Source organism: Vibrio rumoiensis, from assembly GCF_002218045.2.
In the GTDB taxonomy this organism is placed as follows: domain Bacteria; phylum Pseudomonadota; class Gammaproteobacteria; order Enterobacterales; family Vibrionaceae; genus Vibrio; species Vibrio rumoiensis.
In genome coordinates this window covers 1,804,301-1,817,011 of record NZ_AP018685.1, presented here as the reverse complement: position 1 = coordinate 1,817,011, position 12,711 = coordinate 1,804,301, and the positions used below count along the sequence as shown (strand labels likewise).

The window sequence follows — 12,711 nt, the reverse complement described above, 5'->3', positions numbered from 1 at the left end:
AGGCAGCAGGGTGTATCACTCGCTGCCTTTTTTATTAAAAGTCGATAGAAGTTTACCAAATCAACTTTTTAAATTGTTAATGCGTGACTGCTTTGTTACTCTTTTGCAACTTCGTTGGGGAGTAGCCTGTTTCCAGTTACTGGAAAAGTTCGTGTCAACATAATTGGTGGTGAAATCACCATGGTGCGAACACCTCTCGGTTGGCGAGACCATCGATACATCCATGCCTAATGGTCAGGCGTGTGGGTGTATTGTGGACTCGATTTGCCTGACCGGAGTTGTCAATAAAATGAACCCTCTAGCCCTTATCCTTCTTGCTTTTGCCATGTCGACAGATGCTTTTGCTGCTGCGATTAGCAAAGGCGCTAAATCAAAAAACACTTCACTTTCAAATGCACTTAAAACCGGACTAATTTTTGGTATTGTTGAATCGATCACGCCTATTATTGGCTGGTTCATAGGTCAATCAGCTTCAACTTATGTTGAATCGTGGGATCACTGGATTGCTTTAATTTTATTGTGTGGTTTAGGTATCCACATGATCTATGAAAGCTTTAATGATACAGAAGATGGTGATCATTCTGAGCCTAAAAAACAGCGTTTAGCATTGACCATCTTTACCGCGATTGGCACTAGTATTGATGCGATGGCCGTCGGTGTGGGCCTTGCATTTATTGACGTGCCAATTGAAATTGCCGCTTTATTGATTGGTTGTGCAACGTTCTTCATGGTGACTATTGGGATGATGTTGGGCGGTGTTTTAGGAAATCTAGTCGGAAAACGAGCAGAAACCTTTGGTGGTCTAGTGCTCATCGGTGTGGGGATTTGGGTGTTCTGTGAACACGTTATGTAATCTTCTTGTGCGACTGATAAATTAAGGTCAACAGACCCTAGTTATTGCGAATATTATTTATCATCAACGTCATGAATTGGAACATTGTTTTCTAAATAAAAACACCTCGAGATTGAGGTGTTTTTTAGTTTTTAAGGTTATCAATTAATTATTTCGAAAAATTCTCACACGCGTACATCGTATTTTCAATAAGGCTTGCGACTGTCATTGGGCCTACACCACCCGGAACCGGAGTAATGTGGCTGGCATTATCTTTCGCGACATCGTATTCCACATCGCCAATCAGTTTGCCGTTTTCCATGCGGTTGATACCGACATCGATCACTATCGCGCCTTTTTTGATCCAAGCCCCTGGAATGAAGTTTGCTTTACCCACTGCAACCACTAATAGATCGGCTTGACGTACATGGCTTTCAAGATCTTTGGTAAAACGGTGGCAAGTCGTCGTGGTACAACCTGCCAATAGAAGCTCTAGTGTCATTGGGCGACCAACAATATTTGATGCGCCAACCACAACAGCATGTTTACCGTGAGTATCGATGTTGTAACGATCTAATAAAGTGATAATACCTTTAGGAGTACAAGAGCGTAGTTTCGGCATGCGTTGGCATAAGCGACCCACGTTGTATGGGTGGAAACCATCGACATCTTTTTCTGGGTGGATAGTTTCAAGAACTTTAGTGCTATCGATACCAGCAGGCAGAGGAAGCTGAACTAAGATACCGTCAATTTCAGGATCATTATTCAGTTGCTCAACCATCTCAAGCAATTCTGCTTCAGTGGTTGTCGTCGGCAAATCATAAGATTTAGAAACAAAGCCTACTTCTTCACAAGCACGGCGCTTACTTCCCACATACACTTGAGAGGCTGGATCACTGCCTACCAGTACAACAGCAAGGCCTGGCGCACGTAAACCCGCTTCAACACGAGCCTGAACACGAGCTTTCACTTCCGAACGAACGGTTTGAGATATCAATTTTCCATCAATAATTTGAGCAGTCATGGTTTTCCTTACTATCCTCATTAGACTAGCAGCAGTCGACAACGCGGCGTATTGTCGCAAATAACGTGATCAATATCCATAACGCAAACGTTTGCTGTTTGGTTTTATTTTTCATTTTTAACAGAAGTTAAACATCGTTTGAAAATAGCCTTAGTCGCTTAATGTCTTTTTTTTCAGCACTTAACCTACAAACAGCCATAAAGCGATTGACCTAGCTCATTCATCTCGTATAATTCCCCACTCAAAGCGCCCTTAGCTCAGCTGGATAGAGCACCTGCCTTCTAAGCAGGTGGTCACAGGTTCGAATCCTGTAGGGCGTGCCATATACAAAGAAACCCCAGATAACTTAATCCGTTATCTGGGGTTTTTTACATTCTATCTATAATATTTTATGTAGCTGAATCAGTCAGCTCTATCGCTGCCGGAAAAAGAATCGTATCTTCTACATGTATGTGATTGATTAAATCTTGGCAAAATTCTTCGCAGACTTTATAGCAACGTTGCCAGGTTTGGCAGGCTTCTTCTGGAGCTTGGAAGTTCTGAGTCACTTGCTGCAATGCCACTACAATTTGATCGGCTTCATTATGCTCATGGATCATGACGCGGATTGGGTTACCAATGTGACCAAAGCAGGTTTGCTGCGGTGTTTGTGTGGCAAGACCTCTAATTGCTGGGAATAAAATTTGCTCTTCTTTGTATAAATGTGGAGTGAGTTCATTCACTAAAGCATGAATCAATGGTGTCAGCTTCTGAATAGTCTCAGATTCTTCGCCATGCACTCGTAGCAGTTTATCTGCCATTTCAATTAATTGTGGCCCGGTTTCTCTAATATATTGATGGTGAGTAGACTCAATCAAATCAGCAAGTTTATCTGCTGGCATCGATTCGAGTTGGCTCAATTGCTCTTGAGTTAGGTTTGTTTTTCCACATTGTAAGCTCATAATATGCTCCATTAATCAGTGCGGTGTTTATCATAACTCTTCGATGAAACATGGCTATCGGCTTTAAGTGGTATTTTAAATGCAACTTAATGATATTTTGATTTAAATCAAAATAAATGATAACTACTATTGCTCTTATTGCTCTTATTGCTCTTATTGCTCTTATTGCTCTTATTGCCCTTGTTGCGATTATTTTTGGTATGTGAATTATGGCGAGATGAATAGTTGCTGAAGTCATCTAAAGCAGTTGATTCAATTTTCTCGCAGCCTACTCTCGGAGAGAAATGGTTTTTCTCAAAATTATAAAATCTATTTTTTGTGAGATGTGTTGAACGGTTTGGTGCTAAACGTTATAAAGCAATATGATGAGAGTATTAAGGACTCTATAACTAAAGAAGATGTTGCCGAAATTCGAAAAATCATTAAAGATTTCCATGCTGTTGATCCTGACTCATTTTCATTTCGTTATCATGAAACAAAGGATGGTCAAAACACCCTTCGTTTTTTTAAGTACTATGGAATTAAAACCAGTTCTTTATGTGTTGAATATTTCAGGCATGAGACAAGCGGTAACTTTTTCATCTTGATACATTACCGATTCTAATAAGGTTTTCTCTTCCATTTTTACTGGCGGAAGCCCCATCGATTTCATGTCATTTAACGTGTAATACCAACCCATGGTTTGTTTGGCTTTTTGGCAAGTATTGAGTTTCGTTTGTCCATACGTTGTGATATTGATTGCGACATCCATGTCTTGAAAAAATTGATATTCCTTTTTTCTGAGTCTTTCTAAATAAGGGTAGAAATTATCCCATTGAGCATTAGGAATCGACTGTTTCCATAAAGCGTTACTTTGTCTTGCCCCGCCATGCCAGCCTAATAGGGTATCTTTTTGGATCGTGATGCTGTGAGCGGCGGGTAATAAATAATTGGCGCAAGCAGAAAAGCAGAGTTGGGTAAGAATTAAGTCTAAATTATTTTCTTTAATGAAATAACCGAGTTCTATACCTGGTTCAATCATTCCTCCCGGGCTCGTGATTTGTAGCTTGGTTATTTTCATGCCGCTGTTTCTGGCGACACGTTGAGCGGTTAAAACGCCATCTCCGGTGATCATGCCCTTATAGATAAGAGTGTCATCTTTCAGGCTAATTTGAGGGAAGGGAAAAGGTTTGGCGAATTGATTACTACAAGCAGTAAGCAATAACATTAAGGAGATTGAAATTATCGTTCGCATGAGGTTATCCAACAGATCTAAATGTAAAGTAGATAGATTTATACTATTACTGAAGGAAATTTTTTTAATTAACTTATATATTAATGGGTTACATTTATTCTGTTGGGGCGAGGATCTTATCAAAATGTAATAGATATTTTTGTTGTTTACGAAATAGTGGATATGGTGGGGTGTTTAAAACGTAACCAGATCCTCTGTTTATTCACAAAAATACGATATTGTATCAGCTAACTAGTTTACTAGTCTGGTTGTTATCGCTATGATGAGCGCATACATCAGCATAGAACTTGGTTGCCTTTCTTTTTGAAACCCGTTTTCGGCCAACTTCCTATCTTCTTCGCTTGATGCTTGTTTGTTTTTAAGGAGTACAGGATGTACTTGCTTAATTTAGCGTAAAGAGAATTTATTATGACTACCGTTACAACGACGACAACAGCAAAACAACCTTCATTGGTGGGTGGCGCTTGTATTATCGCAAGTGTTTGTGTTGGTGCAGGTATGCTTGGGCTGCCGAGTGCCGGAGCTGGCGCATGGACAGTTTGGTCTATATTGGCGATTGCATTAACCATGGCGGTGATGACAGTTTCCGGTTGGTTACTGTTGGAAGCGTTTAAGCATTACGACCTTAATGTGTCGTTTAATACGGTGACCTCCGATCTACTTGGTGAAAAGGTTAATGCCTTTAATAACTTAACGGTTTACTTTGTTGGTGGCATTTTATTGTATGCCTACACCACTTCATTTGGATTGATTTTACAAGGGTCGTTAGGCTTAGATAGTAAAACCGCATCGGTGCTATTTGTGTTTATTGCTTCAAGTGTGGTGTGGCACTCAACGCGTGCGGTTGACCGTATTTCGGTGGTGCTTATTTGTACCATGCTATTGAGCTTTGTTTTTGGCGTGTTTGGTTTAACCGTACATGTCGATTTTTCTAAATTAACCGATGCCGTCAACCAACATGGTGAATATGCCAAATATGCGATGGCTTTGCTGCCTATCGCACTCACATCATTTGGTTATCATCACTCAGTGGCGTCGATGCGTGCTTATTATGGTGAAGAGCGTAAAGCGAAATATGCCATTTTAGGCGGAACGTCGATTGCTTTATTCTTGTATGTTATCTGGTTGGTGAGCATTTTTGGTCACTTATCGCGTGATTCATTTGGCCCTGTGATCGCCAAAGATGGTAACGTGGATGTGTTACTAAGCGCCCTTGGTACCGTGGTTTCGTCGGAAAAAGTCTCTCAGGCGATCAATATCTTCTCGGTATCGGCAATTCTTTCCTCGTTTATTGGCGTTGGTTTAGGGGTCTTTGATTATATTGCTGATTTATTCCGTTTTGATAATCGCAGTAAAGTCGGCCGTACCAAAACTTGGGCAGCAACCTTTATGCCGCCGTTAGTTTTATCATTATTATTCCCGTTTGGTTTCATTTTAGCGATTGGTTATGCAGGTGCAGCGGCAACGGTATGGACATGTATTATTCCAGCACTACTGGTGTTGAAAGCGCGTCAACGTAAAGGGGCAGAGCAAGGCTTTGTCGTTGCTGGTGGTAAACTTATCCCTTATGCGGTGCTATTGTTTGGCGTGGCGACCGCTGTGTTCCATTTCTTAACCATGATGGATATTTTGCCGGTGTTTACAGGTTAATAACTCAGCCCAATAACAAAAACCCTCAGCGTGAAAGTGCTGAGGGTTTTGTTTTATACCCACCGTACTTGAAGCAGCAGCTTTGTGGCCAGTGTTCATGCATCTCAATCGTATAGATTCATGAGGTTTCCTTTTCTGATCGCCTCACTGTAATTCCAATGATTTTGGCTATATAGAGAAAAGAGAGTTGTATCTCGCTTAGGGCTTGTATACTTTGAATGTGATTTTGTTATTAAGGAAGAAACAATGGCTCGTATTGCAATGGTGATTCAGGCGTTATTGGCAGCGTCGATTTTTTATTTGGGTTACACCATTTACAGTTTTACTTCTACAGTCAATACCGTGGTTGATAAGTACCCAGAGATGTTGACGGAGATTTCAACTACCGCACAAACCTTGAAAATCGATCAATGGCTTGAGGTTGCCGATAAGTTTGCCACTATCACGCCTGCAGCCCTAAAAACCGCGCAAGATATCAATAAAACGGTCGGAGAGGTGAATACCACAATCGGCAACGTTAATAAAACCGCAGCCGATATTAATACCAACATTCCAAATGTGTTATCTGAGGTTAAAGCCATTCGGACTCAAACTTTACCTGGAATTTTAAAAGAATCGGAGCAATTGCGTAAAGATGTGCCACCGATGTTAGCTAAAGTCGATGAGCTTATGGATAAGAGTGAAGAGTTGTCTAAACAAGCGGCTCAAGGTGCCGTAAAAGGTGTAATTCTTTCTCCTTTTGATTTATTAAAAGATGCAGGAAGTGGTATTAAATCCAAAGTTAAAGGTGAGTAAGAGTTAATTTTGTTGCAGTTGATGCGTGTCACCTCCTTTGCCAATATTTTTTCGTCTTCTCATGCTTCACTTATTGTTTATTCTTCTGTTTTATAGGCGAGAAAAGAGTGTCGAGCATGTGTCTCACTATGATATGCAGATCAACAAAGCAAGCGCCTGTATTTTTTGTTTAAGATACTGGTTAACGAAAGATATTTTAAAGCCTTTATTATAGGGTGACGAATGTTGCGTGCTTATGTTGTTTTCAATGCGTAAAAATAAAAGTTATCAAGTTCACTCGTATCTCGATCGCTATTTGATTTATTTATGATAGGTTTAATACTTATCTAAAAGCTTGAAGGTTTATTTGATGCAAGAAAAACAAACTGTAGATTTAGATGTGCAGACCTTATCTCTCGTTTTTGAGCATATTGACATCGCAGCGGTGATTGCGAGTATTTCGAGAGAAATTGTGGCAATAAATAAAGCGGCTGAAGTCCTGTTTGGTTATGAAAATAGTGAGGTCGTGAATCAGAGTACGAGAATGTTATATGCCACTGACGTAGAGTACACCCTTCAAGGTCAGCAGCGATACTATGAGAGAAGCCGCTTATTAAATGATGTGTACAATACCGAATATAAGCGTAAATCAGGCAAAGTATTTACCGGTCAAACATCGGCGGGGGCGATAAAAAATAACGCTGGCGAAGCGCTATTTTTTATCGCGTTGATTAAAGATGACTCTGCGCGAACTGCAGCAGAAGAAGCGTTAAATCAACTACACTCGATTACTTCATCTCGTGAACTGGATTTTGAGCAGAGGGTCAGCGCTATTCTGCGTTTAGGCGCTGAGCATTTTGAGTTGCCGATTGGTATTTTTAGCAAAATTGAGGGGAATGAATACGAGATTAAGCAAGCTATTCACCCCGATAATCAGCTTGAAATAGGAATGCGCTTTGATCTTGATTTAACTTATTGTTGGCACGTATACCATTCGAATAAGGTTGAAGGTTTTCATCATGTGGCTCAAAGTGAGATTCGTCATCATCCTTGCTATAAAGCTTTTCAATTAGAAGCCTATATTGGGGCGCCTATCTTTGTAGATGGTAAACCTTACGGCACTTTAAATTTTTCAAGCCCAACCCCGGTGAGACCATTTATTAATCAAGATTATGAATTGATTAGATTATTTTCTGAATGGGTAGGGCATGAAATTGCTCGTAATAATGACTTTCAAGAATTAGAGCTGGCTCATAAGACGATGGAGAGAATGGCGAATACCGACTTTCTGACCGGGCTTGCGAATAGGGCCTGTAGTGAGAAGGCGCTTGCTCATTACATAGAGCTAAATCAGAAAAAGAATACCGCATTATCGGTTGCGATTTTAGATTTTGATTATTTTAAGTCGATTAATGACAAATACGGTCATCCTGTTGGTGATGAGGTGCTGAAGTTATTTGCACAAGGTGTCAATGCCTTAGATGCTGAAGATTGTCATTATGGACGCTGGGGAGGGGAAGAGTTTATCGCGATATATGTTAATCATTCCGTTGAACAAGCGAGTCATCAACTTGAAGCCCTTCGACATTACATTGTTAGCCATCCAGTATTTCATAATGAGCTGGCGGTGTCGGCTACAGTGAGTGGGGGGCTGACTCAGTACCAATCCGGAGAGTGCAGTGATTCAATCCTTAATCGAGCCGATGCTTTACTGTACAAAGCTAAGCGTGATGGGCGTAATCGAATTGAAATAGGATGATCTAAAACGCTATGCATACGGTATTGTATTTAATCTATGCGTTAGGAGTCATGTTGATGCTTTATTGTTTTAAGCCACTTCAACGAATGTTTGTTTTTGCCAGCTTTGCGGTTGTTTTAGCGGGTTGTGCATCTGTGCCTTCTAGCTCAGAAAATTATTACACCGACAGCTGGTGGCATGATGACTTCTGGTTTTATCACGATCATGTTTACCCTAATTGCTGCGCTAATGATGACGAGTTTAAGCAACTGGTACAAAACTGGTGGCATACCCTAGACCCTGATAAGCAGGCACAAATTAAAGATAAAATTGATGGCTGGAAAGATGGCAATGAGCCAGATGTTTCCGCGTTAAAACAACAATTTAATCAAAAGTTTGATGCTCTCCCTCCAGAAAAACAGCAAGCGTTAACGGAAAAGCGCGAAGCGGTGCGTCAGAAAATGACCGATACCCAGCTCACCACTGAGCAAAAACAAGCGTTGCAAACTAAATGGCAAAGCAGGCAACGGCCGACATTACAACGGGCACCAACCAAACCGAATATCTCAAGGCCGGTCGTTAAACCCAACCGACCGGTATCTAGACCGACCACAAGACCGGCGACTCGGCCTATTATTCGTCCTAATTTAGGGGGAAGTCATTTAGGGGGACGTATAGGGGGGGCAGGTCGATTAGGCGGTGGCCGACGCTAAGCGAGCCATCTAAATTAATTGAGGTAGACCCACGTCAAGTTATTGTGACTTGGCTAGATGAATTGCTCGCCTTGTGTTCCGATTGTTATTATTGTGTCAATAATCATTAAGAGCTCGACTCATGGATAGAGTCGAGAGTGAGTAATTAGGTTATAGGGACATGACGCAAAAATATAAACATATTTTAGTAGTAGATGATGACGAGGAAATTCGAGAATTACTGGATGAATATCTAAGTAAAATGGGATTTAGCGTTTCGACCGTCAATGATGGTGACGAGATGCGAGAGTACATCACCCAGCACGGCTACCCAGACTTATTATTACTCGACGTGATGCTGCCCGGCGAGGATGGTTTCAGCCTATGTCAGCATGTTCGTAAACATTCAAACGTTCCTATCATTATGTTAACGGCAGTCTCAGATGAAGCCGATCAAATCGTTGGTCTTGAACTTGGCGCCGATGACTATATCGCCAAGCCGTTTAGCCCTCGTCAGTTAATGGCTCGTATTAAAGCGTTGCTGCGTCGTTCTCATATTGATGAACAAGTTAACCCCACCGTTATCTCGTTTGGCGATTGGACATTAGACACTCTTTCACATACGGCCTACCACACGGAAACGCAAGAGAAAATCGAGTTATCAGGCAGTGATTTTTCACTCTTGATGCTGTTTTTATCTCGTCCCAATGAAGTGCTTGATCGCGATACCATTTCTTATGAAATCAAAGGCCGAGAGGCGCTGCCGTTTGAGCGGGGGATTGATGTGCAATTAAGCCGACTACGTCAACGGTTAGGCGACACAGGTAAACAGCATAAATACATCAAAACCATGCGAGGTAATGGCTATATCTTTACCGCCTCGGTGCATTATGGGCATTAAGGAAATGTATTAATCAGATGCGTTATTTCTGGAAATCTCAATCCTTAGTGGTTCGCACTTTATTGCTGACGTTGTTGACTGTGGTGATAGCACAGGGTATTTCCACGATGATTTGGTATACCAATTCGCGCCAACAAGAAGAAGCAGGAATTAAAACCACCACGGTGAGTATGGCCTCATTGTTTGCTTCTACCGTGTCTTATTTTCAAGCGCTACCAGTGAATTACCGCCATGTGATCATGGAGCAACTGCGCAAGATGGGCGGGACGCGATTTTTTGTTTCGTTTAACCATGAATATTTGGATATTCAACCCATTCCAGATACCCGCTTAAAACAAGTGGCGATACAGTCAATGGCTCAAGCGCTTGGCGAAAAACTGAATAATGTGCGTTCAATCCATGTCGAGTTTTCAGAGCCCGAAGATCTTAAAATCCTAAAGAATGATATTTATTTAAGCGATTTGCCGAAATCGTGGGCCCATTATACGTTAACGTTAGAGCCGCTGGACCCACCGATAATGGTCGTGCAGATAGAGTTGGAATCGGATGAGTGGATCTATATTGCGGCATTATTACCCCCACCTTATAACACGTTAGAAGATACGATTTTGCCGCCATCGCAATGGCTGTATTTGTTTCTTTCTACTGCGCTGTTGTTGTTCTTTACCTACTTTATGATCCGGCGACAGGTTCGGCCATTACGTAACCTTGCTAAAGCGGCGAACCAAATGAGCATTGATGGTGAGCAGTCGCCTTTGCCCGAGGAAGGGGCGAACGAAGTCGTGACCGCAACTTTAGCCTTTAACCGCATGCAGCAACGTATTCGCCATTATGTGATGGATAGAGAGCAGCTGTTTTCTTCTATTTCACATGATTTAAAAACCCCGATCACTCGCCTTCGTCTACGGACTGAACTGCTGGAAAATGACGTAAAGCGCGCCAAGTTTAATCAGGATTTGGATGAACTTGAAATGATGGTGAAAGGCGCGTTGCAGTGTGTGCATGACACCGAATTACACGAAAATTCCAGCTTGGTTTATTTAAACGAGTTATTACTTGCCGCCGCAGAAACGCATAACACTCAACAAATTAACGTGACACTACCCAAAACGACGATTGCTCCTGTATTGGGTAAGCCACTAGCGTTAAAACGGGTCATGACGAACTTGGTGGATAACGGAGTCAAGTATGGTGGAAGCCTCACGATTACTTGCCGGCAATTTGAAGATTATGTCGAGCTGAATTTTATTGACCAAGGCCCCGGAATTCCTGAAGCGCAGTTAGAGTCGGTATTTGATCCTTATGTCCGTTTAGCGAAAGATCAAGATGGCCATGGTTTAGGACTGGGTATTTGTCGCAATATTTTACATGCTCATGGCGGAACAATTCACATCAGTAATGCGCCACATGCTGGGCTGCATGTTCAAGTGATTTTGCCGTTTAATACACAACTTCCCCAGTAAGTTTATGGTTAATCATAGTGATAAAACTCACATGTAACACAATTGTTACATTGGTGTTACCTTTCGTGGCAATCTTCTTGCCAAACTTTGCATATAGTCAAATCAAGTCAAAAACACGCCGTCGGATGACCGGTGTCGTTTGGCTTTAATCCAATAACTCATAATTAAACATGGACGATGACGATGAATACAATGAAAAAAAGTCTTCTTACCCTTGCTTTGCTTTCTGCTTCACAACTTTCTCATGCAGGGGAAGTTGAGGTTCTTCACTGGTGGACTTCAGGTGGTGAGGCTAAGTCGGTTGCTGTATTAAAAGACATGATGGAAAAAGAAGGCCATACGTGGAAAGACTTTGCGGTTGCCGGTGGTGGTGGTGAAAGTGCCATGACTGTTCTAAAAACGCGTGCGGTTTCAGGAAACCCTCCAGCAGCGGCACAGATTAAAGGTCACAATATTCAAGAATGGGCCGAGTTAGGATTTTTAACCAATCTAGATACGGTAGCGAAAGAAGGAAATTGGGACGGTATCTTACCTAAAGTTGTTGCCGATACCGCGAAATATAAAGGCCATTATGTTGCTGTGCCGGTCAATGTGCACCGAGTAAACTGGTTGTGGGCCAACAAAGCGATTTTTGATAAAGAAGGTTTGAAAGTTCCGACGTCGTGGGATGATTTTTTCAAGGTCGGGGATAAATTAAAAGCCGACGGTATTATTCCTTTAGCTCACGGTGGTCAGCCTTGGCAAGATGCGACGCTATTTGAAGCGATTGCTCTGGAAATATTAGGTAATGCGGATTACACCAAAGCCTTTGTGGATCTTGACCAAGACGTATTATCTGGCGACAAGATGGTAGAAGCGTTTACAACCTTCAAAAAAGTCCATGACTATATTGATAGCAATGCACCTGGCCGTGATTGGAACGTCGCAACGTCGATGGTGATTAACGGTAAAGCGGCGATGCAAGTCATGGGTGACTGGGCAAAAGGCGAGTTTAGTGCTGCTAATAAACAGCCAGGTACCGACTACACTTGTTCACCAACTCCGGGAACAGCGGACTCATTTACTTTTAATATCGATAGTTTTGCTTTCTTCCAAATTAAAAATAAAGAGAATCAAAAAGCGCAACAAGACTTGGCAAAAACCATTTTGTCTAAACCTTTCCAAGAGGTGTTTAACCTAAATAAAGGTTCGATTCCTGTACGTTTGGATATGGATATGTCGAAGTTTGATAAGTGTGCTTTAGATTCAATGACAGCCTTTAAAGCAACCTCTAAAACCGGTGGTTTAGTACCAAGTATGGCACACGGCATGTCGACAACCAGCTATGTGCAAGGTGCGATGTATGATGTGATCACTAACTTCTTTAACGATAAAGATGCGGATCCAAAAGAGGCCGCTCAGAAACTGGCTAAAGCAGTTAAAGCTGCCGAATAACCTTTCTTAATTTAAACCTTATGAGCTT

The 12,711-nt window shown here is 41.7% G+C and carries 11 protein-coding genes, 1 tRNA gene and 1 riboswitch; of the genes, 9 read left to right on the top strand and 3 right to left on the bottom strand.

Annotated features, from left to right (window positions below; genetic code table 11):
• Nucleotides 1-104 precede the first annotated feature (104 nt).
• Nucleotides 105-283: riboswitch (yybP-ykoY riboswitch) on the top strand.
• Nucleotides 284-289: 6 nt separating this feature from the next.
• Nucleotides 290-853: a manganese efflux pump MntP gene (locus VRUMOI_RS08345; protein WP_089140169.1), complete on the top strand. Its 564-nt coding sequence runs from the start codon at nucleotides 290-292 to the stop codon at nucleotides 851-853.
• 148 nt (nucleotides 854-1,001) lie between these two features.
• Here the strand turns inward: VRUMOI_RS08345 and folD are convergent, their stop codons facing one another.
• The gene (gene folD, locus VRUMOI_RS08340; protein ID WP_089140170.1) at nucleotides 1,002-1,856 is read right to left on the bottom strand and encodes a bifunctional methylenetetrahydrofolate dehydrogenase/methenyltetrahydrofolate cyclohydrolase FolD; all 855 of its coding nucleotides are present in this window, start codon (nucleotides 1,854-1,856) and stop codon (nucleotides 1,002-1,004) included.
• Between the two features lie 246 nt (nucleotides 1,857-2,102).
• On the opposite strand from folD, the gene VRUMOI_RS08335 reads away from it, so the two are divergent.
• A tRNA-Arg gene (locus tag VRUMOI_RS08335) sits at nucleotides 2,103-2,179 on the top strand.
• Between the two features lie 66 nt (nucleotides 2,180-2,245).
• Here VRUMOI_RS08335 and VRUMOI_RS08330 read toward each other — a convergent pair.
• Both VRUMOI_RS08330 and VRUMOI_RS08325 read right to left on the bottom strand, forming a co-directional pair.
• Complete coding sequence (locus VRUMOI_RS08330) at nucleotides 2,246-2,797, bottom strand: hemerythrin domain-containing protein (RefSeq protein ID WP_162598354.1); 552 nt, start codon at nucleotides 2,795-2,797, stop codon at nucleotides 2,246-2,248.
• A 535-nt stretch (nucleotides 2,798-3,332) separates the two neighbouring features.
• A complete protein-coding gene (locus VRUMOI_RS08325; protein WP_089140172.1) occupies nucleotides 3,333-4,031 on the bottom strand; it encodes a hypothetical protein in 699 nt (232 codons plus the stop codon).
• Between the two features lie 408 nt (nucleotides 4,032-4,439).
• On the opposite strand from VRUMOI_RS08325, the gene VRUMOI_RS08320 reads away from it, so the two are divergent.
• From VRUMOI_RS08320 to VRUMOI_RS08290, 7 genes are all read left to right on the top strand, one after another.
• A complete protein-coding gene (locus tag VRUMOI_RS08320; protein ID WP_089140173.1) occupies nucleotides 4,440-5,681 on the top strand; it encodes an aromatic amino acid transporter in 1,242 nt (413 codons plus the stop codon).
• A 246-nt stretch (nucleotides 5,682-5,927) separates the two neighbouring features.
• Nucleotides 5,928-6,476 carry a hypothetical protein gene (locus tag VRUMOI_RS08315; protein ID WP_089140174.1) on the top strand — a complete coding sequence of 183 codons (549 nt, stop codon included), beginning with the start codon at nucleotides 5,928-5,930 and terminating at the stop codon, nucleotides 6,474-6,476.
• A 349-nt stretch (nucleotides 6,477-6,825) separates the two neighbouring features.
• Nucleotides 6,826-8,214: a sensor domain-containing diguanylate cyclase gene (locus VRUMOI_RS08310; RefSeq protein ID WP_089140175.1), complete on the top strand. Its 1,389-nt coding sequence runs from the start codon at nucleotides 6,826-6,828 to the stop codon at nucleotides 8,212-8,214.
• Between the two features lie 11 nt (nucleotides 8,215-8,225).
• A complete protein-coding gene (locus tag VRUMOI_RS08305) occupies nucleotides 8,226-8,906 on the top strand; it encodes a DUF3106 domain-containing protein (protein WP_162598353.1) in 681 nt (226 codons plus the stop codon).
• Nucleotides 8,907-9,066: 160 nt separating this feature from the next.
• A complete protein-coding gene (locus VRUMOI_RS08300) occupies nucleotides 9,067-9,786 on the top strand; it encodes a response regulator (protein ID WP_089140177.1) in 720 nt (239 codons plus the stop codon).
• A 17-nt stretch (nucleotides 9,787-9,803) separates the two neighbouring features.
• Nucleotides 9,804-11,249, top strand: a complete 1,446-nt coding sequence (locus tag VRUMOI_RS08295) for an ATP-binding protein (protein ID WP_089140178.1) — start codon at nucleotides 9,804-9,806, stop codon at nucleotides 11,247-11,249.
• A 183-nt stretch (nucleotides 11,250-11,432) separates the two neighbouring features.
• On the top strand, nucleotides 11,433-12,683 hold the full coding sequence (locus VRUMOI_RS08290; protein ID WP_089140179.1) for an ABC transporter substrate-binding protein: 1,251 nt from the start codon (nucleotides 11,433-11,435) through the stop codon (nucleotides 12,681-12,683).
• The last annotated feature ends 28 nt before the right edge of the window (nucleotides 12,684-12,711 follow it).